Genomic DNA, 21351 nt, shown 5'->3' with positions numbered 1-21351 from the left:
CCGCGGCCGCGGGGCATGATGAGCGGGTGAACCGACCCCACCGGAGTTCACCGCGGCCGACCGGCGCGGGGCCGCGCAGGGTCCGGGTGGGCGGCCTCTGGTTCGATGCCGTGACCGAACAACAGGTCGTCGACGGTGTGCGGGCGGCCTGGGCCGCCGGCCGGGGCGGCTCGATCGTGCCGGTGAACGTGGATGTGGCCCGTGCGGCCGCCCGCAGCCCCGAACTCGCCGACCTGATCGCCCGCGCGTCCGTCGTGGTCGCGGACGGGATGCCGCTGGTGTGGGCGGCGCGCGCCCAGGGCGACCGGCTGCCGGAGCGCGTCGCCGGGTCGTCGTTGATCTTTCCGCTGTGTGCCGCGGCGGCCGCCGAAGGCAAGTCGGTGTACCTCCTCGGCGGCGCGGAGGGGGTGCCGGAGCGGGCGGCCGCGACGCTCGTGGCGCGGTCGGACAACCTGCGCGTCGCCGGGACGTGCTCGCCGGAGTTCGGCTTCGACCAGACCGACGCTGGGGCCCGCCGCGTGGTCGCCGCCGTCGCGGCCGCCGCACCAGATCTGGTGTTCGTGGGCTTGGGCTTCCCCCGGCAGGAGCGCCTCATCGAGCTGCTGCGCGAGGAACTTCCGGGCGCTTGGTGCCTCGCCTGCGGTGGCGGCATCGCGATGACCGCCGGGATCGTCCGCCGCGCATCGCCCGTGCTGCAACGGCTGGGACTGGAGTGGGTACACCGGCTGGCGCTCGAGCCGCGGCGCCTCGCCCGCAGGTACCTTCGGGACGACCTGCCGTTCGCGCTCGCGTTGCTGATTCGCTCGGTGGCGCAACGGTTCAGGCGAAACGAGAACCCTTGGCGCGCAAGATGAGTCGCACGGCCGCGGCCAGATCGTCGGCGACCGCGTCGGCACCCTCCGCGTCCGCGTCACCGGCGCGGAGCAGGACGGTGGCCGTGCCGGCCGCCCGGCCCGCCTGCATGTCGGTCTCGCTGTCCCCGATCATCACCGACTCGGCCAGCGCGAAACCCAGCTCGCGCGCCGCCCGCAGCAACATGCCCGCGCCGGGCTTGCGGCAGTCGCAGCTGGCCGCCGCGTGCGGGCAGTGGTACACCGCGTCCAGGCGGGCGCCCTCGTCCGCCAGGAGCTCTTCCAGCCGGTCCTCGACGGCGGCGAACCGCGCCGCGTCCGCGGCCGGTTCGGACAACCAACGCTGATTGGTCACCAGGACCGTGCGCAGGCCCGCCGCGTTCAGGGCGGCCACCGCCTTCGCCGCGCCGGGCAGCAGGACCAATTCCTCGGGCGCCCTGATGTATTCGCCATCGGCGGCCTTGACGTTGAGGGTGCCGTCCCGGTCCAGGAAGACGGTGCGGACGTTCCGGAAGTCGGCCATACCGCGACGGCCTCAGCGGGGCCGGGGAAACAGCGCCGCCTCGACCATCTCGCAGATCGAGTGGCCCAGGTGCAGGCAGGCTTCCTGGACCCGCCCGGTGTCCTCGCTCGGGACCCGGATGCAGAACTCGGCGACCTCGGCCACCTTCCCGCCACGCGCACCGGTGAGCGCCACCGTCGTCATCCCGGCGTCGGCGGCCGCCTCCAGCGCGCGGACGACATTGGGCGAGTTGCCCGACGTGCTGAGGCCGACCACGACGTCGCCCGCGCGGCCGGCGGCCAGCACCTGGCGGGCGAACACCTCGTCGTAGGAATAGTCGTTGCCGATCGCCGTCATCGCCGCCGTCGCGTCCGGCAGGCTGATCGCGGCCAGACCCGGCCGGTCGAAAGCGAAGCGGCCCATCAGCTCCGCGGCCAGATGCCCGGCGTCCTGCGCGGATCCGCCGTTGCCGAAGAAGATGACCTTTCCGCCGGAACGCAGCGACTCGATCATCAGTCGCGCGATGTCGACGGTCTGCGCGGCGATGGCGCCCGACAGCATTTGCTGCTTCACCGCGATGGTCTCCGCCAACCGCTCCCGGACCAGTTCGACGCTGGGCGGGACAACATCCGAGGTGCTCATGCCTGCCATGTCGTCAATCCTTTGCTCTCAAAGGCGAATTCGGTGATGGTGGCCCCGGCCGACTCGAGGGCTTCGATGAGGCGGTGCTTCTTCGCGAAGTCGCAGAACAGCAGGATGTAGCCGCCACCGCCGGCCCCGGTGATCTTGCCGCCCAGTGCGCCGGTTTTCAGGGCGAGGTCGTAGAGCTCGTCGATGCGCTCGTTGGTGATGTAGGGCGACATGCGCTTCTTCTGGATCCACGCCTCGCCGAGGAGGGCGCCGAAGTCGTTCAGCTTGTTGGTGAGCAGGGCGGCCTTCATGGCCACCGCCAACTCCTTCTGGGCCCGCAGCCCGGCCAGCGTGTCCTCCGCGCCGGTGGCGGCGCGCCGCGTTTGGTCCTCGATCACCCGGGCGGAGTCCCGGGTGATGCCCGTAAAGCACAGCAGCAGGCTCAGTTCGAGTTCGAACGCGGTCTCCTCCCGGATGCGCAGCGGGTTGACGATCACGCGGTCGGTGAACTCGATGAAGTTGAATCCCCCGAACGTCGCCGCGTACATGTCCTGCATGCCGCCCGTGATACCCAAGTCCTCACGCTCGATGGCACAGGCCAACTGCGCGGTCTCGTACTCACCCATCGGCACGCCGTAGTGCTCGGCCAGCAGGCCCGTGAGCGCCACCATCATCGTCGACGAGGAGCCCAACCCCGAGCCCGGCGGAGCGCTCGAGCGCAGCACCAGGTCATAGCCGTCCGTGCCTTCCCTGCCGAACCTGCGCACGGCGGCCTTGATCAGATCCAGGCTGCCGTCGTAGAGGATCTCGCTGTCGAGCCTCATTTCGGTGGTGGTCTTGAAGTCCACCGACTCGATCGTGACCATGCGGTCGGTGCGCGGGGTGAGCGATCCCTGCGCGTAGCGGTCGATGGTGGCGGACAGGACGCAGCCGCCCTCGGTGGTCGGGAACGGCGGCACGTCGGTGCCGCCCCCCGCGAACGAGATCCGCAGCGGCGCACGGGCGCGGATTCGGGGCCGGGGCAAGGGTTGCACTGTCAACGCAATCCGCTCAGCCGGCCGACGCGCGTCCCGCGATCGTCGCCGAAAGGTGCGTCACGTGCTCACCCCATCCGTTGCCTGCGCCAGGCCCCCACTGCGTCGCCTCCCACGAAGAGCCTTAGCGTAGCAGCCAGATCGGCGAAAAAATGGGGATTCACCTGCGGATTATCCCCACCCGTGCACGCCCGAACGAAAGCGACGAAATGAGCCAGGATGCAGTCGAATTGACCCGGGGTCTGCTCACCGAGCCCGCCGCGGCACGGCACGGATTCCTGGACGTACTGGGCGAATCGACGAGTTCCCCGGCCCCGACGGTCGCGCAGCGCGCCATGAACAGCCCCCTGGTCGCCACGGTCTACGAGCGGCTGTGGCGCCCCGCCGCGTTCTACGTGGCCAGCGGCGTCACCACGGGCGCCGAGCAGCGGCGCGCGGCATCGGCGCTTCGGCTGTCCACCGCCGCGAGACTGCTCGACGTCGCCTGCGGCCCAGGCAACTTCACCGGCTCGCTGGCAGGGCAACTACCGGATGGCGGACTCGCGGTCGGCTTCGACATCTCCGAGCCGATGCTCACGCGGGCCGTGCTGGACAACAGCACGCCGCGGACCTGCTATGTGCGCGGCGATGCCGGCGCGTTGCCGTTCGCCGACGCGACGTTCGACGCGGTCTGCTGCTTCGGCGCGCTGTACCTGATGCCCGAACCGTTCCGCGTGGCACGCGAAATGCTGCGGGTGCTCAAACCCGGGGGCCGCATCGCGGTCCTCACCAGCTACGTCCCGGACATGCCCGGCATCCGCCACGCGATGACCGCCGGCGCCCGTGTCATCGGGCTCTCCATGTTCGACCGGCACGCCTTCATCGACCTGTTCTCGTCGGCCGGGCTGGTCGACATCGAGCAACAGACGCAGCGCGCGCTGCAGTTCATCGCCGCGACGAAGCCGGCTGTCCGCGCGCAGGGCTAGCAGGCCGCCTTGCACACCCCGAGGACCCGGACCACCGGCGTGCCCGCCTCGCACTCCAGCACCGAGGGAGCGCCGCCGTCCGGGGCCTCGGAGGTGAGCGTGAACGTCACCGGCTGACCGCTGCGCTGCGTCATCTGCGTGCATTCCACCCGGAAGAGGCGGTAGTCACCGCCGTCGCCGATCGCGAGCGCGAAGCCCGGCCGCACCGACTCGACCGGCACCTTCTGCAGGTAGTAGTCAATGTTCATCCGTCGACCGTAGGACGGGCATCCCGACGCGCCGGGCGCCGCCACGCGCCTCTTAGGCAATGTTCAGGCAAATCTTGGGGCCGCGTTAGTCTTCGTCTCGGGCATGCGCGCCGGGCTGCCGCACGAACTCGACGATGATCGAGGCCATGTCGTCGATCGCGCTGCGCGGGATCACTTCGAAACCGTGCGTGCTCAGCGTGGGCACGCACAGCAGGCCCGCGCGCGGGCTCAGCCCGTTGGCTTTCGAGTGCGACGCGTCGGATTCGAAGGCGCCCAGCACGGCCGGCTGCGGCGAGAGCCCCAACTCGGTGGCGATGCCCATCAGCCGGTCGGCCACGTCCTTGTCGTAGACGCACAAGGCGTCGCTGTAGCCGACGATCGGGCCGCCGCTGACCCTGGTCCCGTACTCGCGCTCGGTGGGACCGACCTCGAGGGCCAGGGTGAGCGTGCCGGGCAACGACCCGCTGGCGTACGTGCCCCCCACCCCGCCGATCTCCTCGTTGGTGGTGAACACGAAATAGACGTCGTCGACGGGCCGTTGCCCGCGCTCGTACAACAGGCGCGCGGCGCGCAGCAGTGCGGTCGCCGCGGCGCGGTCGTCGAGGAAGTAGCAACCTAGGTAGCCACCGAACTCGACCAGCGTCCTCTTGCTGCGGTCGACGCACACGCGGGTGCCTGCACGCACCCCGGCGACCTCCAGCTCGTCGGTGCTCAGACCCGTGAAGACGTAGACGTGGTCCCAGTCCAGCGCGCGGTCGCCCTTGTCGGGCTTGGTCTGCCAGATCCGCTGGCTCTCCTGGGTGGTGTGCTCGGAGCCCAGCGTCAACACCGCGGTCAGCGTCTCGTGCTCGCCGAGCACGGCGACCGGCCCCAGGCCGAAGTTGCCGGGATACATCGTGCCCAGCTGCGTCACGTGCAGCGTGCCGTCCGGTTCCACCCGCTTGACCAGCATGGACAGCTCGTCCAGGTGCGCCATGACGCGGGTCGCGACGCCGGGTTCGGCCGCCGACGACACCCGGTGCCGATGCCCGCGCCCCGCGCCGTCGCGCGGGGGGTCGGCGGCGATGTACCCGATCAGGTTCCCCGCGTCGTCGGTCCACATGTCGTCGACAACGGGCTGCAGCTCGCGCGCGCATACCGCGCGCACCTCGGCTTCCTGTCCGCACGGCCCGTAGGCCCATAGAAGTTCTTGCAGGAGGCCGTCGGTGGCGTTGCCCTCGCGCGTCGGCATGCGGTCCTTCCGGGTTCGTGACTGATTCGAAGGGATCAGTACCCGCGTCAAGTGGCGGGCAATCGCGCCTACGCGTACGCGACTTCCAGCCGTTCGAGGCGCCGCACCAGCAGACTGGGGAGCCACTTCCCGACGTCGGCGGCCGTGATGTTCGACGTCCGCGCGAGCAGTTGGCCCAGCACGATGTTCGCCTCCAGGCGCGCGAGCGCCGCTCCGACGCAGAAGTGGATTCCCTTGCCGAAGCTGATATGACCCTTCCCCGCAGCCCGATCCAGTCGAAACTCTTCGGGGTTGTCGAAGTGGGACGGATCCCTGTTGGCCGCCCCCCACAACAGAAGCAGCCGCGAACCCGACGGCAATTCGACGCCGCACAGTTCGGTGTCGTGGACGACGTGCCGGTAGTGGCCCCGGAAAGGCGGTTCGTAGCGCAGCACCTCTTCGAGAAACGCCCCGAGCAAATCCGGTCGCTCGCGCACCTGCCGCTGGACATCCGGCCGCGTCGCCAATACCCAAGCGGCAGAACCGATCAGGGACGCCGTCGATTCACCGCCGGCACTGAACAGCGTGATCATCATCGCCAGGGCCGCCAGGTCGTCCAGTTCGCCGGAGGCGCAGGCGGCGGCGAGATCTCCCAGCAGATTGTCCTGTGGGTCACCTACAGCGTGCTGGAACCGCTCGGTGATGTAGCCGCTGAGCTCCATCACGGCTACGCCGGCCGCATCCATCTGATCCTGGGTGACCAGCCCTTCGACCACCTGGGTGGCGGAGTAACCCCATTGGATGATCTTGTCGATGTCGGCGTCGGGGACGCCGATGATCCTCCCGACGATCATCATGGGTAGCCGGTTGGCCATCGCGCTCATCCATTCGATGCGCCCGCCTCGCGCGTGGCGATCCCAGAGGCGGGCAGCGGTGTCGGCGATGAATGGCTCGAAGGCGCGGATGCGCTTCGCCGCGAGGTGCGGCAGTAGCGCCTTTCGATGCACCGAATGAACCGGTTCGTCAGCGGTCGCCAACGCTTGAGTGGGTCCGCCGAGCTCGCCGATGTGGAAGGCGGTGACGGCGCCGCCGGGCTGATACATCATCGTCGCCGTCAGGTTGGACGAGAAGTCTGCGCAGCGTGCGACCGCCTCGTTCACGGCTGCCCAACTGCTGACCGCGTAGAACCGTGAATCGCCGATGCGATGGACATGTCCGGATTCGTGCATCCGTTGGTAGAGCAACTCCGGGTTCTGGATGAACTGCTCGTCGAACAGCGCGAGCCCGAGACCGCCGGCATTCGAATCCATGACTCAACGCTGAGTCGCCGGGACATCGGCCGTCAATGGACGTGCCGAAAGTTGCGATCCGAGGCGCTGGCATGGCACGGCCGCCGTCTCACCGGCGTTGAGGTAGCTGCGCAAATGCTGGAACATAGGGCCGAGATCGTCTCACTTGTGAGAACGCGCTGTCCCGATGACTCAAGGGAGTGAGGCCCATGGCCGGCCATGATTGGGTCCTCGGTGGCGACCGCCGGTCCGCGGCCGCGGACCGCATCTACGCTGCCGCAACCGACCTCGTGGTGCGCGAGGGGCTGGATGCGTTCGATATCGACGCCCTGGCGGCGCGGGTCCACTGCTCGAGAGCGACCATCTATCGCTACGCGGGCGGCAAGGCCCAGATCCGCGACGCGGTGCTGATCCGCCTGTCGGCCGGAATCATCGAGACGGTTCGGCACGCCGTGGACGGGCTCACCGGCCCCGACCGCGTGCTCACCGCCGTCACGGTCGCGCTCGAACAGATCCGCTCGGACCCGCTGCGGCGACTGATGCTCAGCCCGGGGAGCACGCCGGATTTGGGCGAGCTGCATTCCTCGCCGGTGCTCAGTCATCTCGCCGCGGAACTCACCGGGATCACCGACGATCCGGAGGCGGCCCAGTGGATCGTTCGCGTGGTCGTGTCCCTGGCCTACTGGCCGCTCACGGACAGCCTCATCGAACGAACGGTCTTGCAGCGGTTCCTGGCGCCCGCGTTTGCCGACGAGTGAAGCGCCCACCCGCGATTCGCTGACGGCCGTCATTGACGGTTGTCAGCGAAAGACATAGGGTGCGTCGATGGGGTCATCGCCCGCCTCGTCGGCGACCGAAACGCCTTCTGGTGGCGTTCGCGAGGCCCGCCGACTCGAAACCCGGGCGCGCTTGTTCGACGCCGCGCTGGCCGAAATCGGGCAGAGCGGTTTGGCCGCCGCCGACGTCAGTGCCATCGCAGCCACGGCAGGCGTGGCACGGGGAACGTTTTATTTTCACTTCCCGACGAAGGAGCACGTGCTCGCCGAGTTGGAGCGCGACGAGGAGGCTCGAATCGTCAGCGAACTCGGTGCCGCTGAGGGTGATTTGGCGTCGATACTCTCGGAAATCGTCAGGCACGTACTCGATGCCGAAAGTCGTTTAGGTGCAGCCGTATTCCGGGACATGCTCGGACTGCATTTCTCGTCGTCACGTCCCGTTGAAGACGAGTTGGCGCAACACCCGCTCGCGGAATTTCTGATCGACGTGATCAGCGGGGCGCGAGATGCGGGGCACGTCTCGGCGAACGCGGATGCCACGGAACTCGCCGTGTTCTTTCTCACCGGGCTGTTCGCGCTCCTCGCGACCGGGTCACACGACCCCGCGCTGTTAAGTCGTTACGTTTCAACGATTGTCAAGGGAATGGAGAAACGATGAACAGCACGGGCATCGAGGGCTACCGGGATTTCCTGGCCAGGCGCGACGGTGAAGCCGACCTACTCAATCGACGATTAGCCAATCGCGAGCGGTTCTTCCACCAACTTGAAGCGAACCCCGTCCGGTCGGCCCACCCGATTGATCAACAGACATTCCTTCGCAACCTGCGCCGCCGACGGCCGGAGCCCGGCCTGGACCGCAAGATGCTGTTCCTGCTGGCAACCGCCAAGCTGAATCAGGCGGAACGGTTCGGCGTCGGACTCGGCGAAACCTACGGGCGCAACAGCGGTCATGACGTACCGCCCGAGAACGTCTACCTCGAACTCGAAGAGCACTACCACACCCGGCTGCTCGCGTATGCGCTCGACATCTTCGACCTGACATTCCAGGTCGCCCCGCCCCCGTTCGTCATGCGGCAATTCGTCAAAACCAGTGTTTTCCTTCCGGAGCGGCTCAGCTTTCTGTTCGTCGGGGCCGGCGAGATGGCGGGCTGCATCATGTTCGACGAACTGCGCCGCGTCGGCATCGAACTGTTCAGCGACGAACCTGAAGTCGCCGAGCGGATCAAACTGCTCTACAGCGAAATCCTGACCGACGAGATTGGACACGTCGGCTACTGCGCATCGCGCTGCACCGCTGCCGAGCGGGCGATCATGCGCCGCATCTATCCCCTCGTCGGACGGATGTTCGCCCGCCAGACCGCCGAGATCAGCCTTCTGATCGACCCGAAGGCGCTGCACGCCCGGCTCGACCGGCCCTTCGACATCGACGAACTCACCGCCGACCTGGACAACGAAACGTACCTGGTCACCCACCCATGACGAGGTACCGCGCCGTCATCCCGTTGCGTCGGGGGCCAGGAAACGAAGAATCCGCCAAAAAGTGAACGGTCCCGCTCGCCGTCTACGGTCGGCGGCCGCCCGCGGAGCAGACTCGACGTTGGAGGGGCTGAACCGAGTCCTCTAGGAACAACCCGACGCCAGACCGCACCGCTCAAGAAGAGGGCTGTAGCGCGAGGCGTTCCCCGTTCAGCCCTCCCCAAAAACGCGTCGAGTGCCGTCCATAGGAGAAGCGCATATCGGCACGCGGCCGGGTTGGGTCGAGTCAACCAAAGCCTGTTGTTTACAGTCGTTGCCGAGGTGCCGGAATGCGACGGAGGGTCCGGCGGCGGAGGACTTTGGGCCCTACCACGCGCTTCAGCGCGGGGCGGACAGTGAGATCCCACGACTGCGTAGCAGCCGATTCGCCTCACACCGAGAGGATGCCTCGACCAGATGAACGTCGGTCCTGGAAAGTGGTCGAAAGTCGGCGCGCTCGTGCTGGCCGCCGCGATGCTGCTTCCCGCAGCGTCAGCATCGGCAGATCCAGCCGATGATGCCTTCATCGCGGCCCTGGAGAATTACGGGATCGCCGTCGATGACCCCGGCACCACGATTGCGCACGGCCACGCGGTATGCACCGGACTTGATAGAGGCCAAGACTCAAGCGTGCTGGCGTTGAAGGTGCTGAAGGATACGCAGCTGAACGTTTCGACAAGTCGGCAAGCCGGCTTCTTCGTCGGCGCTTCGGTGGCATCGTATTGTCCGCAATACCGGGGCTGCGTCGACCCTTCGGTGATCTGGCTGCTGCCGTTTCCCCCGCTGATGTGAGCGGGCGCCGCGGAGCGAAAAGCCGAGTTGTTTCACCCACGCGTACGCGTGGACGGCGATTACCCCAACCCGCCGAAGCCGGGTTAGCGGCGATTTCTCGGGTGGAGCTAAGGGGATTCGAACCCCTGACCTACTCGATGCGAACGAGTCGCGCTACCAACTGCGCCATAGCCCCTGATCGCTAGCAGGCTACCAGCCGCGGGCCGAACCGCCGAACCGCACTACTCGCCGACGGCCCGCGGCAGATCCCGCGGCCAGCCGTAGTTGCGCATCGGCATCGCGTAGTCCAGGTGCTCGAAGATCGGGTCCTCGTCGTCGATCTCGAGAACCACCGCGCCGGGGCGCCGCAGCCGCGACGGCACCAGGTCGTAGCCGCGGTCGTAGGCGTTCTCCACGCCCATCCGGGCCCGCGCCATCCGCTGCATCCGGCGGCGACGGATCTTCTCCTCGATGCGGGTCTGCCTGCGCAGGTAAGCCAGGTAGACCAGCGTCACGGCGGTGGCGGTGCCACACACCCACCAGGCACTCGACGATATCTTGAACGCGGCCGTGGCCGAGCCCACCAGCACGACCGCCATCACCATCAGCACGCGCTTGCGGAACTTGTACTTGCGGGCGCTGACCGCGGCGGCGGTCTTCGCGTCGAACCGGCGGCGCCGCGAGGCGTTCCGCGGCACCGGCGCGGGCATCTCCTCCTCGTCGCCTTCGGCTTCGGCTTCCGGCTCCAGCCCGGAGGAGTCGTCGACGTATTCGTAGCCCTCGTCGTCTTCGCCGCCGGCGTGGGCGACCACGTCGGTGTCGGAATCCTCGTCGTCCTCGTCGGCTTCGGGGTCGCGCTCGGCCACGGCGGCGACGCCGGCGGGAAGCGCCTGCGAATCCTCGACGACATCGACGTCGAGGTAGTCGGGCTCGGTGCGCTCGGGCGTCGCGATCTTCATGACGACGGGGCGCGGGGCCCGCAGTTCCTCGGTGTCGTGGTCTTCTCCGTGTTCTTCGTCGTCATCGCCGGCGACGTCGCGCTCGTCGTCGAGGTCGTTGTCGGCCGACTCCTCCGGCGGCTGCCAGTTCGGGTCGGAGCGATGACCGGCCGCCGGGCCGCTCCGCTTGATCAGTCGGGAGTTCGCGCCACCGTTGAGGACGCGGGTCGCCAGCGCGACGTCGCTGGTGCGGCGCACGGCGTCGCGTTTGCTGACGAGCATCGGCACCAAGACGAACAGCCAGAGCACTACGAGCGAGATCCACAACAGTGACTGCGGAATGCTTGGCATGACGACCTGCTCTCTTCGGTTCCGATCCCCGCGAAGCCCACCGGTGGCCAGCGCGGCCGGGTCTTAGTGACCAGGACAATTACACACCTGTAATTTGGCTCTCACAAGCACCACAAGTCACTCGTGTCGCGGTAGCCACACGGCGGGCGAGGTGCTAGGCCGGTCAGGCCCAGCTGGCGTGCCCGGCGCGGACCAGGGCCGATGCCACCGATCCGGACACCTCTTCGACCGTCATGGCCATCAGGAGGTGGTCCCGCCACGCCTTGTCCACCTCGAGGTAGCGCTGCAACAACCCCTCCTGGCGGAAGCCGACCTTCCCCAGGACCGCCCGGCTGGCGGCGTTCTCGGGCCGCACGGTGGCCTCCACGCGATGCAGCATCACCGGGCCGAAGCAGTGGTCCAAACCAAGCGCCAGTGCCGCCGTGGCCACCCCGCCGCCGGTCGCCGACCGCGGCACCCAGTAGCCGATCCACGCCGATCGCAACGCCCCATGGGTGACGTTGCCGATGGTCAGCTGGCCGCAGAACTGCCCGTCGAGCTCGATGACGTACGGCAGCATGCGGCCGGCGCGGGCTTCCGCGCGCAGGCCGGAACACAGCGGCGGCCAGGCCGCGACCGCGTGCCGGCTCGTCCAGTCGCCGTCCGCGCTGGGCTCCCACGGCTCGAGGTGCGCCCGGTCGGCCAACCGGATGCGGCTCCACTGGGTGCCGTCGCGCATCCGCACCGCCCGCAACCGCACCACCCCCGCGGGGACCCGTAACGGACCGACGTCCAGCGGCCAGCCCGGATGGCGGGCGTTGGTGCGCAACCGGTTCACGAGCGTGCGGAACGGTTCCACTTAACCGCGCTGAGCCAAGAAGGCGACGTCGACGATCTCGCCGGTGCGGATTTGTTCGGCGCCGCTGGGCACCACCACGAGGCAGTTCGCCTCGGCGAGGGTGGCCAATAGGTGCGAGGACACTCCGGGGGCGCCGCCGAGCGCCTGTACCAGATACTCCCCCGTCTCCTGATCGCGCATCAGCTGGCCGCGCAGGTAGCCCTTGCGACCGGCGACCGACGCGATCGGCGACAGCGTGCGGGCCTGCACGATGCGGCGCATCGGCTGGCGCTTGCCCAGCGAGAGGCGGAGCAACGGCCGCACCATCACCTCGAAGACCACCAGCGCGCTCACCGGGTTCGCGGGCAGCAGAAACGTCGGGACGCCCTCGCGGCCCAGCTGACCGAACCCCTGGACGGACCCGGGATGCATCGCGACGCGGACAACTTCCATCTCCCCCAGCTCGGACAGCACCGAGCGCACCGCCTCGGCCGCGGCGCCGCCGACGCCGCCGGCGATCACCACCACCTCGGAACGATTGATCTGGCCCTCGACGACCTCGCGGAATTCGGCGGGGTCGTTGCTGACGATGCCGATGCGGTTGACCTCCGCGCCCGCATCGCGGGCCGCCGCCGCCAATGCATAGGAGTTGACGTCGTACACCTGGCCGTTGCCGGGAGTGCGCGAGATGTCGACCAGCTCGCCGCCGACGGCCATCACCGTCACCCGGGGCCGCGGATGCACCAGCACCCGCTCGCGGCCGACCGCGGCCAGCAGGCCGACCTGGGCGGGGCCGATCACCGTGCCGGCGCGCACCGCGACGTCGCCGGGCTGCACGTCGTCCCCGGTGCGGCGCACGTACGCACCCGACGGCGCCCCGCGCAGGATCCGCACCCGCTTACTTCCGCCGTCGGTCCAGCGCAACGGGATGACGGCGTCGGCCAGCGTGGGCAGCGGGGCTCCCGTGTGCACCCTGGCGGCCTGACGGGGTTGCAGGCGGCTGGGCGTGCGCGCCCCGGCCTCGACGGTCCCCATCACGGGCAGAACCAGGCCCTCGCGGCGGTCCTCGTCCAGCTCCGCGTCGCCGGGCGGCTCACCCAGAGCGTCGACGCCCACTTCGCCGATGCCCAGTACGTCGACGCTGCGCACCGCGTAGCCGTCGATCGCGGCCTGGTCGAAACCGGGCATCGGGCGCTCGGTGACGACTTCCTCGGCGCACATCAATCCCTGCGCCTCGGCGATGGCCACCCGGATGGGCCGCGGAGCCACCGCGGCGGCCGTTATCCGGGCCTGCTGCTCCTCCACAGAACGCACAGCGCGCCTCTCTGCCCTTACCCCGACGGGCTTGGCCGTCTCGGCCCGGGCGTAGCAGGCCGGCTACTTCTCGGCCAGGCCTAACCGCGCCACCAACCATCGCCGCAAATCGGGGCCGTAGTCGTCACGATCCAATGCAAAGTCAACCGCAGCCTTGAGGTAGCCGCCCGGATTTCCCAAGTCGTGTCGAGATCCGTGATGCACGACGACATGCACGGGGTGGCCCTCGGAAATGAGCAGCGCGATCGCGTCGGTGAGCTGGACTTCGCCGCCCACGCCGCGGTCGACGCGACGCAACGCGTCGAAGATGGCGCGGTCGAGCACGTAACGGCCCGCCGCCGCCAACATCGACGGCGCGTCTTCGCGCTTGGGCTTTTCGACCATGCCCTTGACCCTCAGCACGTCCGGGTTATCGCCACCGGGCACCGGCTCGACGTCGAAAACGCCGTAGGCGCTGATCTCCTCGGGCGACACCTCGATCGCGCACAACACCGTGCCGCCGTATTCCGCGCGCACCTTCGCCATCGTTTCCAGCACGCCGGTGGGCAGCACCAGGTCGTCGGGCAGCAGCACCATCACGGCGTCCTCGTCGGGCGCCAGCGTGGGCTCCACGCAGCCGATCGCGTGTCCCAGTCCGAGCGGCTCGGCCTGCACCACGGACTCGACCTTGATCAGCTGGGGGGCGCGGCGCACCTTGTCGAGCATCGCCTTCTTGCCGCGGGCCTCCAGCGTGCCCTCCAGGACCAGGTCCTCCACGAAATGCGCGACGACGCCGTCCTTGCCCTCCGAGGTGATGATCACCAGGCGATCGGCGCCCGCCTCGGCCGCCTCGGCGGCGACCAACTCGATGCCGGGGGTGTCGACGACGGGCAGCAACTCCTTGGGCACCGTCTTCGTCGCGGGCAGGAAGCGGGTACCAAGACCGGCGGCCGGCACGATCGCCGTGTGTGGGACCACCACTTTTCGGCTTGACATTGTTCACACGATAACCCGAACGGGCCGTGCCGAGGCGATGTGGCGCGGGCGAAGACGCGGCTGCCATGGTTGACACATGGCGACCACCAGTAAAGCCGCGTTGCGCGCCCAACTGCAGGCGGCCCGGCGCCGCGTTGCCGACGACGTGCGGGCCCGCGACGCGCGCATGCTGTGCGAGCACCTGGAGTCCGCGGAAATACCGCTCAGCGGCGGCAGCACGGTGTGTGCCTACGTGCCGGTGGGTGCCGAGCCCGGGTCGATCGAGATGCTGGACGTGTTGCTGCGGCGGTCCGGGCGGGTGCTGCTGCCGATCGCGCGCACCACCGCCGACGACGCGCCGCTGCCGCTGAGCTGGGGCGAATACCGCCGCGGCACACTGACCTCCGCGCGGTGGGGGCTGCTGGAGCCGCCCGAGCCGTGGCTCGCGGCATCGGCGATCGCGGAGGCGGCGCTGATCCTGGTGCCGTCGCTGGCCGTCGACCGCTCCGGGGTGCGGTTGGGCCGGGGCCGCGGCTTCTACGATCGCTCGCTGGGCTACCGCGACCAGCACGCGCGGCTGATCGCGGTCGTGCGCGACGCGGAATTGGTGGACGAGCTACCCGCCGAGCGGCACGACATACCGATGACCCATGCGCTCACGCCGCGGGCCGGGTTGACCGCCCTCAATCGGCGGTGACATCTCGGGAATGAGTGACGTCACGTGGCGGTTCTAGCACTTGAGACGCTAGAGTGCTAACAGGCTTTGCAACCATCCGGAGGTTTTTGTGCCGACTTACAGCTATCAGTGCACCGAGTGTGACGATCGCTTCGACATCGTGCAGGCCTTCTCCGACGATGCGCTGACCACGTGTGAGCGCTGCTCCGGGCGGCTGCGCAAACTCTTCAACTCGGTGGGCGTGGTGTTCAAGGGCAGCGGCTTCTACCGCACCGACAGCCGCGAGTCCGGCAAGAAGTCCACGAGCTCGGGCAACGGGTCCTCGCCGACCGACTCGGGATCGAGCTCGGGTTCGAGCGAGAAGTCCGCATCTGGCGAGAAGTCCAGCAGCACCTCCACGGCGCCAGCCGCCGCGGCCTCGAGCTGACGGGTTATCCACAACCGCCTGGGCCGCCGGCATTCGCCGCTGACCCCGCCGTGCTTACCGTTGCGGCGTGGGTGAATCGTCGCTGAATCCTGGCCTGTTGAGCCGCCTTTCGGGGTGGCTGCGCCCCGATTGGACCCGGACGGTGCTGGCGCGCCGAGTCACCGCGGGCGGGCTTGTCGTGTTGGCCGGCATTACCGCGCTGAGCGCCGACCCCGCCGGTGACTACGCCGAGGTGGTGGTCGCCGATCACGACCTGCGGCCCGGCGCCGCGTTGACCCCGACCGACGTTCGCCTCGAAAAGCGTTTGGCGACAACTGTTCCCGACGGGGCACGCACCGATGTGGGCGCCGTGGTCGGGTCCACGCTGGCCGGCCCCGCGAGGCGCGGCGAGGTCCTCACCGATGTGCGGCTACTGGGCAGCCGACTGGCCGAGGCCGCGATCGCCTCGACGGCGGGACCAGGCGCCCGGATCGTCGCGCTGCGTCTGGCCGACAGCGCCCTGACCGACCTTGTTCGCGCCGGCGACGTCGTCGACGTGCTGGCCGCGCCGTCGACCGGGTCGCCGGAACCGCCCCAGGCGGCCCCCAAGGTGGTGGCCACCGACGCCGTCGTGGTGCTCGTGTCGGCCAAGCCAAAAGCCCAGGCAGGCGATGGCGACCGCGTAGTCTTGGTGGCGCTGCCGGCTCGCGTGGCGAACACGGTGGCGGGCTCGGCGCTGGGTCAGGCGGTGACCCTCACCCTGCACTGAGCGGATCGCCGCCGTCGGCCCCGCGACCGACAGCAAACTCTGTCCAATCCCAGGAAGGACATCTGAATGTTCAAAGGGTTCAAGGAGTTTCTCTCGCGCGGCAACATCGTCGACCTGGCCGTGGCGGTCGTCATCGGCACCGCCTTCACCGCGCTGGTCACCAAGTTCACCGACAGCATCATCACGCCGCTGATCAACCGGATCGGCGTCAAGCAGCAGTCCAACGTCGGCATCCTGAAGATCGGCATCGGCGGCGGCCAGACCATCGACCTGAACATCCTGCTGTCGGCCGCCATCAACTTCGTGCTGATCGCCGCGGTCGTCTACTTCTTCGTCGTGCTGCCCTACAACACGCTGCGCAAGCGCGGCGAGGTCGAGCAGGCCGATGACGCCCAGATCGTTCTGCTCACCGAGATCCGCGACCTACTCGCCCAGACCAACGGCGACTCGTCCGGCAGGCACGGCGGAACAGGCACGACGCCCCCTCCAGACCACGGGCCCCGCGCCGACGCCGAGGCCTAGATTTCCAGGCTGGACAGCTGCCCGATGATCTGCGCGGCCAGCGGGTTCAGCGTCGCCATCCCGTCGCGCACCGCGTAGCGGGAGCCGGCCAGGTTCACCACCAGCGTGCTTCCGGACACCCCGGCCAGGCCGCGTGACAATCCGGCGTCGATGATGCCCGCGGACAGCCCCGACGCCCGAATCGCCTCGGCGATGCCGAGGATTTCGCGGTCCAGGATCTCCCGGGTGGCTTCCGGGGTGACGTCGCGCGGCGTGACGCCCGTGCCGCCGACGGAGACCACCAGGTCGACACCGCCGATCACCGCGGTGTTGAGCGCGTTGCGGATCTCCACCTCGTCCGCCGCGACCGCGACCACGCCGTCGACGACGAATCCCGCCTCGGTCAGCAGCTCGGTGACCAGCGGCCCGCTGTGGTCCTCGTCCCCGTGGGCGGTGCGATCGTCGACGACCACGACCAGCGCACGCCCGACCACCAGCTCCGCACCCGTCTCCATGGGTGCCACGGTATAACCGAGCTCCGACAATCCCGCCGCCGAGGGTTCTTCGACTCGCATTACTGATCCGCCTTCCCCAGAGTCACCGGCACGGTACGGCTGCCACCACCAGCGGGATCCTGGAAGGTCAGCGAAATCTTGTCGCCCGGCGCCTTGGACCGCACGGCGGCCACCAGGGCGTCGGCGCTGTTGATCGGGCGGTCGTCCACCTTGGTGACGATCACGTTCTTGGGAACGCCGGCGCTCGCGGCCGCACCGTTGGGCACGACGTCGACGACCTTGGCGCCCGGGGAGCCCTTGTCGTTGGTCACCTGCACCCCCAGCGAGGCGTGGGACGCCTTGCCGGTGCTGATCAGCTCGTCGGCGATGCGCTTGGCCTGATCGACCGGGATCGCGAAGCCGAGCCCGATCGAACCGCTCTGCGCGTCGGGCGAGTCCGCACCCAGGGTGGCGATCGCGGAGTTCACGCCCACCAGTTGGCCGTTCATGTTGACCAGCGCGCCACCGGAGTTGCCCGGGTTGATGGCGGCGTCGGTCTGGATCGCGTCCAGAACGGTGTTCTGGTTGCCCGACTCACCGGTGGTGGACACCGGCCGGTTCAGCGCGCTGACGATCCCGGTGGTCACCGTGCCGGACAGGCCCAGCGGCGACCCGATGGCCACCACCGGTTGGCCGACCCGCAGATCCGACGAGGAACCCAACGAGATCGGGGTCAGCCCGGAGACACCCTGCACGCGGATCACGGCGATGTCGCTCGTCGGATCGGCGCCCACGACCGTGAACGGCGCGGTGCGGCCGTCGGCGAACGTCACCGTCGTCTTGGGTGCCGGAGCACCCGGTCCGCCACTGGGGGGTGCGCCCGGACCGCCGGGGGGAGCGCCGGGACCCTTCGCCGGCCCCGCGGCCGCCGCGACCACGTGGTTGTTGGTCAGGATGAGCCCGTCGGCGGAAAGGATGATGCCGGAGCCCTCCTCGGACTGGCGGCCCAGATCGGTCTCCAGCATGACGACGCTGGGCACCACCTTGGAGGCAACCTGCTCGACGCTGCCGGGCGGCATGTTCGCCGCCGGGACGCTGGGGGCGCCCCCGCCGATGACGCTGTGCCCGCTGCCGTTGGTCGTGTGGGTGCCCAGCTCGACGGCCGTGGCGGCGACTCCACCGACGCCGGCCGAGACCACCGCGATGGCCACCGCGCCGACGGCCAACAGCCCTGCGCGGGGCCGCTTTTGGGGAGCGGGCGGCATCGGCGGCAGCATGCCGGGGACCGGGCCCGTCCCGGCGGCCCCGGGCATGGGGCCTACGCCCGCTCCTCCCGGCATCCGGCCGGGACCGGTGCCGTTGAACGGTTCGTAGGGCTGGCGGAACTGGGTGGTCTGGGATTGCTGCCGCCAGTCGTACGGCTGGCTATACGGTGGCTGATGCCCCTGGCCGTAAGCAGAGGTCCCCGGATGGGTCGGGGCGGGCGCAGGCTGATTAGGCACGGGACGGTATCCCGGCTGCTGCTGCGGCGGTGGCGAATACCTCGGGTCATTCGTCATGTCGCTGGGTCGCTCTTCCTCTATCTCGGTATTCGGCCCGTCGGCTCGACGGGCTCCTCAACACTAGCTGCAGACCTACCTTGCCCGCGCGGACTGAGAGTCCACTGAGATAACGTTCGCCGGTTCCCGAGAGTTCGACTCATCGGTGGCCACCGGGACGGTGGCGTCCGATTCCTCATCGGGGTTCGCGGCGGCGGGCGCCGGATACGCAGAGGGCGGCATCGGCCGGCCGGGCAGCAGGACGTAAAACGAGGTGCCCGGCGGCTGTCCGCCCGGCACGGTGTCCTCGACGCGAAGCAACCCACCGTGATTCAGCACGACCTTCTTGACGATCGCCAGACCAAGGCCGGAGCCCGGCATGGCGCGTGCGGTCGTCGAACGGTAGAACCGCTCGAACACCAGGCGGCGTTCGTGCGGCGGGATCCCGGGGCCCTGGTCGGACACCACCAGCTCCGCGTGCGACGGGTCGAGCTGGCGCATGGTGACACCGACGCGTCCGCCCGCGGGACTCCACTTGGCCGCGTTGTCCAGCAGGTTCAGCACCGCGCGCGACAGCCCGGCGGCGTCGCCGTAGACCTGCCAGGGGGTCACGTTCACATCGAAGTGAATGTCGTTGCGGCGCCGCCTGACTCGCTCCAGGCTGCGGTCGATCACCTCGGACATGTCGACCGGTTCGTGCACCACCTGCCCGGCGTCGTCACGGGTGAGATCCACCAAATCGCCCACCAGCGTGGACAATTCCTCGATCTGCGCCAGCACGTCGGCGCGCAGCTCGACCATCTCCTGCTCGGGCAGCCGCGGCGCGCCCGGCTCCATCGACGCCATCAGCAGCTCGACGTTGGTGCGCAGCGACGTCAGCGGGGTCCGCAATTCGTGCCCGGCGTCGGTGACCAGCCGCGCCTGCCGCTCGCGGGACTCGGCCAGCGCCCGCAGCATCAAGTTGAACGCCTCGGTGAGCCTGGCCAATTCGTCGCTACCGAACACCGGGATGGGCCGCAGGTCGTCGGTGCGCGCCACCCGCTCGGCCGCCTCGGTCAGGCGAGCCACCGGACGCAGACCCGCCCTGGTGACCATGCCGCCGGCCACCGCGGCGACCGCGACACCGATGCCGCCGACGATCAGCAGCACCAACCGCAGCTTGGTCATCACCGCCTCGGTGGGCTTGAGGCTCTTGGAGATCAGCAGCGAGCAGCCGTTGGGCAAGTGGATGGCCAGGACTCGCTGATCCAGCGCGGTGCGCCGGGACATGAACAGGTCACCGCGGATCACCGCCTTCTCCGGCGCGCCGACGGGCAGCGTCTGGCCCGGCTGCTGCGCGGTGTAGATCGAGTGGCCCGGGTTCACCAGCATCGCATTGACGTCGGAATAGGCGGTGCCTTCGATGGCCTTGCCCGGGTCGGCGGCCAGCGAACCGCTGGCGATCAGCAGCTGCGCGCGGCTCTGCAGCTGGTTGTCGATATCGCTGTACAGCGCCGCCGAGATGACCGCGTACACGGCGAACGCCATCAGCACGACGACCATCGCCACCATCGACATCGCCAGCAGCATGACGCGCCACCGCAGCGACAGCGAGCTGGTGGCGCGAAGCGGAACGCGTTGCGGCCGTTGGTACCGGATCATCGTCGAATGCGGGTCGTCACGGCGGCGTCTCGCGAAGGACGTAGCCCACGCCGCGGACCGTGTGGATCAGTCGCGGCTCACCGCCGGCTTCGGTCTTGCGGCGCAGGTAGCCGACGTAGACCTCCAGCGCGTTGCCGGAGGTCGGAAAGTCGAACCCCCACACCTCCTCCAGGATCCGGCTGCGGGTGAGCACCCGGCGCGGATTGGCGATCAACATTTCCAGCAGGGCGAATTCGGTGCGGGTCAGGCTGATCTGGCGTTGTCCGCGGGTCACTTCACGGGTCACCGGGTCCAGCGTCAGGTCGGAGAACGTCATGGCCACCGATTCGGCGTCCTCGTCATCGGGCTTGGTGCGGCGCAGCAGCGCCCGCATCCGGGCCAGCAGTTCCTCCAGCGCGAACGGCTTCGGCAGGTAGTCGTCGGCGCCGGCGTCCAGCCCGGCGACCCGCTCGGACACCGAATCGCGGGCGGTGAGCACCAGGATCGGCAGGTCGTCACCGGTGCTGCGGAGCTGGCGGCAGACCTCGAGGCCGTCCAGCCGCGGCATCATCACGTCGAGGACGAGCGCGTCGGGCCGGTCGCTGGCGATCATCTCCAGCGCCTCCACCCCGTCGTGGGCCAACTCCACCGAGTAGCCATTGAAGGAAAGCGACCGCCGCAGCGACTCACGCACTGCGCGATCGTCATCGACGACCAGTATCCGCACGCAGCTAGTGTCGTCCCGACGCCTGAGAGCGGGCTGAGAGGCGCGCCGGGTGTTTGCCGAGATTAACTAACGCCGGTCCAGGTCGATCAGGCCCAGGCGGGCGGCCTTGAGCAGGCGGCGGGGCACCTTGTGCTTCTGGCCGGCGACCGTCACACCGACGAGTTCGGTCTTGGTGGCCTTCCACTGCGCGCGACGGCTACGGGTGTTCGCGCGCGACATCCTGCGCTTGGGTACGGCCATGGTCGGGCCTAACTCCTCGTGTCGGGGGCATGTCGCGGGGCATGGCCGGTGGGGCCGAACGTGCGACGATTGCTACCAGGATAGTCGGTGGCCTGGCGCTCACCAAAACGACGGCCGCCGGCGCCCAGATTGCCGTGACGGCTGCGATCCGACGCCGTCATACGACCGTGGTGGCGATCTCGGCGCCGGAGGCGATCGGACGTCCTTGACGTGGC

25 protein-coding genes and 1 tRNA gene are annotated in these 21351 nt (G+C 69.1%); 10 read left to right on the top strand and 16 right to left on the bottom strand.

The window, feature by feature from the left end; genetic code table 11:
- The first annotated feature begins 26 nt into the window (after positions 1 to 26).
- Positions 27 to 854: a WecB/TagA/CpsF family glycosyltransferase gene (locus tag U8D42_RS02220; RefSeq protein WP_322859396.1), complete on the top strand. Its 828-nt coding sequence runs from the start codon at positions 27 to 29 to the stop codon at positions 852 to 854.
- On the opposite strand, the gene U8D42_RS02215 is transcribed toward U8D42_RS02220, so the two are convergent.
- The 3 genes from U8D42_RS02215 to U8D42_RS02205 are packed head-to-tail and all read right to left on the bottom strand — an operon-like array spanning position 820 to position 3008.
- The gene (locus U8D42_RS02215; RefSeq protein WP_322859397.1) at positions 820 to 1374 is read right to left on the bottom strand and encodes a D-glycero-alpha-D-manno-heptose-1,7-bisphosphate 7-phosphatase; all 555 of its coding nucleotides are present in this window, start codon (positions 1372 to 1374) and stop codon (positions 820 to 822) included. The genes U8D42_RS02220 and U8D42_RS02215 overlap by 35 nt on opposite strands.
- Before the next feature lie 12 nt (positions 1375 to 1386).
- Positions 1387 to 2004 (bottom strand): D-sedoheptulose-7-phosphate isomerase, encoded by a 618-nt coding sequence (locus U8D42_RS02210; protein WP_322859398.1) that lies wholly within the window; start codon positions 2002 to 2004, stop codon positions 1387 to 1389.
- On the bottom strand, positions 1992 to 3008 hold the full coding sequence (locus U8D42_RS02205; protein WP_322859399.1) for a GHMP kinase: 1017 nt from the start codon (positions 3006 to 3008) through the stop codon (positions 1992 to 1994). The genes U8D42_RS02210 and U8D42_RS02205 overlap by 13 nt, the downstream gene beginning before the upstream one ends.
- A gap of 218 nt (positions 3009 to 3226) precedes the next feature.
- Here U8D42_RS02205 and U8D42_RS02200 point away from each other — a divergent pair, with 218 nt between their 5' ends.
- Positions 3227 to 3982, top strand: a complete 756-nt coding sequence (locus tag U8D42_RS02200) for a class I SAM-dependent methyltransferase (protein ID WP_322859400.1) — start codon at positions 3227 to 3229, stop codon at positions 3980 to 3982.
- Here the strand turns inward: U8D42_RS02200 and U8D42_RS02195 are convergent.
- The 3 genes from U8D42_RS02195 to U8D42_RS02185 all read right to left on the bottom strand — a co-directional run bounded on the left by U8D42_RS02195 (position 3979) and on the right by U8D42_RS02185 (position 6750).
- Entirely contained in the window at positions 3979 to 4230 is a 252-nt protein-coding gene (locus tag U8D42_RS02195; RefSeq protein ID WP_322859401.1) for a hypothetical protein, read from the bottom strand. The genes U8D42_RS02200 and U8D42_RS02195 overlap by 4 nt on opposite strands.
- Before the next feature lie 85 nt (positions 4231 to 4315).
- Positions 4316 to 5461: a M20/M25/M40 family metallo-hydrolase gene (locus U8D42_RS02190; protein ID WP_322859402.1), complete on the bottom strand. Its 1146-nt coding sequence runs from the start codon at positions 5459 to 5461 to the stop codon at positions 4316 to 4318.
- Between the two features lie 68 nt (positions 5462 to 5529).
- On the bottom strand, positions 5530 to 6750 hold the full coding sequence (locus tag U8D42_RS02185) for a cytochrome P450 (RefSeq protein ID WP_322859403.1): 1221 nt from the start codon (positions 6748 to 6750) through the stop codon (positions 5530 to 5532).
- Positions 6751 to 6938: 188 nt separating this feature from the next.
- On the opposite strand from U8D42_RS02185, the gene U8D42_RS02180 reads away from it, so the two are divergent.
- The 4 genes from U8D42_RS02180 to U8D42_RS02165 all read left to right on the top strand — a co-directional run bounded on the left by U8D42_RS02180 (position 6939) and on the right by U8D42_RS02165 (position 9812).
- Positions 6939 to 7487: a TetR/AcrR family transcriptional regulator gene (locus U8D42_RS02180; protein ID WP_085239641.1), complete on the top strand. Its 549-nt coding sequence runs from the start codon at positions 6939 to 6941 to the stop codon at positions 7485 to 7487.
- 67 nt (positions 7488 to 7554) lie between these two features.
- Entirely contained in the window at positions 7555 to 8163 is a 609-nt protein-coding gene (locus U8D42_RS02175; RefSeq protein ID WP_322859404.1) for a TetR/AcrR family transcriptional regulator, read from the top strand.
- Positions 8160 to 8984 carry a hypothetical protein gene (locus tag U8D42_RS02170; protein ID WP_322859405.1) on the top strand — a complete coding sequence of 275 codons (825 nt, stop codon included), beginning with the start codon at positions 8160 to 8162 and terminating at the stop codon, positions 8982 to 8984. The genes U8D42_RS02175 and U8D42_RS02170 overlap by 4 nt, the downstream gene beginning before the upstream one ends.
- Positions 8985 to 9437: 453 nt before the next feature.
- Positions 9438 to 9812, top strand: a complete 375-nt coding sequence (locus tag U8D42_RS02165) for a DUF732 domain-containing protein (protein WP_322859406.1) — start codon at positions 9438 to 9440, stop codon at positions 9810 to 9812.
- 102 nt (positions 9813 to 9914) lie between these two features.
- Here the strand turns inward: U8D42_RS02165 and U8D42_RS02160 are convergent.
- From U8D42_RS02160 to U8D42_RS02140, 5 genes are all read right to left on the bottom strand, one after another.
- Positions 9915 to 9987, bottom strand: a tRNA-Ala gene (locus tag U8D42_RS02160).
- Between the two features lie 46 nt (positions 9988 to 10033).
- A complete protein-coding gene (sepX, locus tag U8D42_RS02155) occupies positions 10034 to 11080 on the bottom strand; it encodes a divisome protein SepX/GlpR (RefSeq protein WP_322859407.1) in 1047 nt (348 codons plus the stop codon).
- 163 nt (positions 11081 to 11243) lie between these two features.
- Complete coding sequence (locus U8D42_RS02150) at positions 11244 to 11897, bottom strand: GNAT family N-acetyltransferase (RefSeq protein WP_208859365.1); 654 nt, start codon at positions 11895 to 11897, stop codon at positions 11244 to 11246.
- Between the two features lie 21 nt (positions 11898 to 11918).
- A complete protein-coding gene (glp, locus tag U8D42_RS02145; RefSeq protein ID WP_085243342.1) occupies positions 11919 to 13211 on the bottom strand; it encodes a molybdotransferase-like divisome protein Glp in 1293 nt (430 codons plus the stop codon).
- A gap of 63 nt (positions 13212 to 13274) precedes the next feature.
- On the bottom strand, positions 13275 to 14186 hold the full coding sequence (locus U8D42_RS02140) for a UTP--glucose-1-phosphate uridylyltransferase (RefSeq protein ID WP_085243341.1): 912 nt from the start codon (positions 14184 to 14186) through the stop codon (positions 13275 to 13277).
- A 76-nt stretch (positions 14187 to 14262) separates the two neighbouring features.
- On the opposite strand from U8D42_RS02140, the gene U8D42_RS02135 reads away from it, so the two are divergent.
- The 4 genes from U8D42_RS02135 to mscL all read left to right on the top strand — a co-directional run bounded on the left by U8D42_RS02135 (position 14263) and on the right by mscL (position 16538).
- On the top strand, positions 14263 to 14862 hold the full coding sequence (locus tag U8D42_RS02135) for a 5-formyltetrahydrofolate cyclo-ligase (protein ID WP_322859408.1): 600 nt from the start codon (positions 14263 to 14265) through the stop codon (positions 14860 to 14862).
- Positions 14863 to 14950: 88 nt separating this feature from the next.
- Positions 14951 to 15268 (top strand): FmdB family zinc ribbon protein, encoded by a 318-nt coding sequence (locus tag U8D42_RS02130; protein ID WP_322859409.1) that lies wholly within the window; start codon positions 14951 to 14953, stop codon positions 15266 to 15268.
- A 67-nt stretch (positions 15269 to 15335) separates the two neighbouring features.
- Complete coding sequence (locus U8D42_RS02125) at positions 15336 to 16016, top strand: SAF domain-containing protein (RefSeq protein ID WP_322859410.1); 681 nt, start codon at positions 15336 to 15338, stop codon at positions 16014 to 16016.
- 66 nt (positions 16017 to 16082) lie between these two features.
- Entirely contained in the window at positions 16083 to 16538 is a 456-nt protein-coding gene (gene mscL, locus U8D42_RS02120; RefSeq protein ID WP_322859411.1) for a large-conductance mechanosensitive channel protein MscL, read from the top strand.
- Here the strand turns inward: mscL and U8D42_RS02115 are convergent.
- From U8D42_RS02115 to rpmF, 5 genes are all read right to left on the bottom strand, one after another.
- Positions 16535 to 17092 (bottom strand): MogA/MoaB family molybdenum cofactor biosynthesis protein, encoded by a 558-nt coding sequence (locus U8D42_RS02115; protein ID WP_067921405.1) that lies wholly within the window; start codon positions 17090 to 17092, stop codon positions 16535 to 16537. The genes mscL and U8D42_RS02115 overlap by 4 nt on opposite strands.
- Positions 17092 to 18570: a S1C family serine protease gene (locus U8D42_RS02110; RefSeq protein WP_322859412.1), complete on the bottom strand. Its 1479-nt coding sequence runs from the start codon at positions 18568 to 18570 to the stop codon at positions 17092 to 17094. The genes U8D42_RS02115 and U8D42_RS02110 overlap by 1 nt, the downstream gene beginning before the upstream one ends.
- A 75-nt stretch (positions 18571 to 18645) precedes the next feature.
- Positions 18646 to 20190 (bottom strand): HAMP domain-containing sensor histidine kinase, encoded by a 1545-nt coding sequence (locus tag U8D42_RS02105; RefSeq protein ID WP_085243335.1) that lies wholly within the window; start codon positions 20188 to 20190, stop codon positions 18646 to 18648.
- Positions 20191 to 20206: 16 nt separating this feature from the next.
- Entirely contained in the window at positions 20207 to 20896 is a 690-nt protein-coding gene (mprA, locus tag U8D42_RS02100) for a two-component system response regulator MprA (RefSeq protein ID WP_085243334.1), read from the bottom strand.
- A gap of 66 nt (positions 20897 to 20962) precedes the next feature.
- On the bottom strand, positions 20963 to 21136 hold the full coding sequence (rpmF, locus tag U8D42_RS02095) for a 50S ribosomal protein L32 (protein WP_007168835.1): 174 nt from the start codon (positions 21134 to 21136) through the stop codon (positions 20963 to 20965).
- Between the last annotated feature and the right edge of the window lie 215 nt (positions 21137 to 21351).

It is taken from the genome of Mycobacterium europaeum (genome assembly GCF_034555895.2).
GTDB lineage: Bacteria > Actinomycetota > Actinomycetes > Mycobacteriales > Mycobacteriaceae > Mycobacterium > Mycobacterium europaeum.
This window is presented reverse-complemented; position numbering and strand designations above follow the sequence as displayed.

Excerpts from the sequence above, each read along its gene's own strand:
- U8D42_RS02115 (WP_067921405.1), bottom strand. The coding sequence starts at position 17,092 with ATGCGAGTCGAAGAACCCTCGGCGGCGGGATTGTCGGAGCTCGGTTAT.
- U8D42_RS02180 (WP_085239641.1), top strand. The coding sequence starts at position 6,939 with ATGGCCGGCCATGATTGGGTCCTCGGTGGCGACCGCCGGTCCGCGGCC.
- U8D42_RS02215 (WP_322859397.1), bottom strand. The coding sequence starts at position 1,374 with ATGGCCGACTTCCGGAACGTCCGCACCGTCTTCCTGGACCGGGACGGC.
- U8D42_RS02135 (WP_322859408.1), top strand. The coding sequence starts at position 14,263 with ATGGCGACCACCAGTAAAGCCGCGTTGCGCGCCCAACTGCAGGCGGCC.
- U8D42_RS02110 (WP_322859412.1), bottom strand. The coding sequence starts at position 18,570 with ATGACGAATGACCCGAGGTATTCGCCACCGCCGCAGCAGCAGCCGGGA.
- U8D42_RS02105 (WP_085243335.1), bottom strand. The coding sequence starts at position 20,190 with ATGATCCGGTACCAACGGCCGCAACGCGTTCCGCTTCGCGCCACCAGC.
- U8D42_RS02190 (WP_322859402.1), bottom strand. The coding sequence starts at position 5,461 with ATGCCGACGCGCGAGGGCAACGCCACCGACGGCCTCCTGCAAGAACTT.
- U8D42_RS02140 (WP_085243341.1), bottom strand. The coding sequence starts at position 14,186 with ATGTCAAGCCGAAAAGTGGTGGTCCCACACACGGCGATCGTGCCGGCC.
- U8D42_RS02170 (WP_322859405.1), top strand. The coding sequence starts at position 8,160 with ATGAACAGCACGGGCATCGAGGGCTACCGGGATTTCCTGGCCAGGCGC.
- U8D42_RS02165 (WP_322859406.1), top strand. The coding sequence starts at position 9,438 with ATGAACGTCGGTCCTGGAAAGTGGTCGAAAGTCGGCGCGCTCGTGCTG.
- U8D42_RS02200 (WP_322859400.1), top strand. The coding sequence starts at position 3,227 with ATGAGCCAGGATGCAGTCGAATTGACCCGGGGTCTGCTCACCGAGCCC.
- sepX (WP_322859407.1), bottom strand. The coding sequence starts at position 11,080 with ATGCCAAGCATTCCGCAGTCACTGTTGTGGATCTCGCTCGTAGTGCTC.
- U8D42_RS02185 (WP_322859403.1), bottom strand. The coding sequence starts at position 6,750 with ATGGATTCGAATGCCGGCGGTCTCGGGCTCGCGCTGTTCGACGAGCAG.
- rpmF (WP_007168835.1), bottom strand. The coding sequence starts at position 21,136 with ATGGCCGTACCCAAGCGCAGGATGTCGCGCGCGAACACCCGTAGCCGT.
- U8D42_RS02210 (WP_322859398.1), bottom strand. The coding sequence starts at position 2,004 with ATGGCAGGCATGAGCACCTCGGATGTTGTCCCGCCCAGCGTCGAACTG.
- mscL (WP_322859411.1), top strand. The coding sequence starts at position 16,083 with ATGTTCAAAGGGTTCAAGGAGTTTCTCTCGCGCGGCAACATCGTCGAC.
- U8D42_RS02175 (WP_322859404.1), top strand. The coding sequence starts at position 7,555 with ATGGGGTCATCGCCCGCCTCGTCGGCGACCGAAACGCCTTCTGGTGGC.
- U8D42_RS02195 (WP_322859401.1), bottom strand. The coding sequence starts at position 4,230 with ATGAACATTGACTACTACCTGCAGAAGGTGCCGGTCGAGTCGGTGCGG.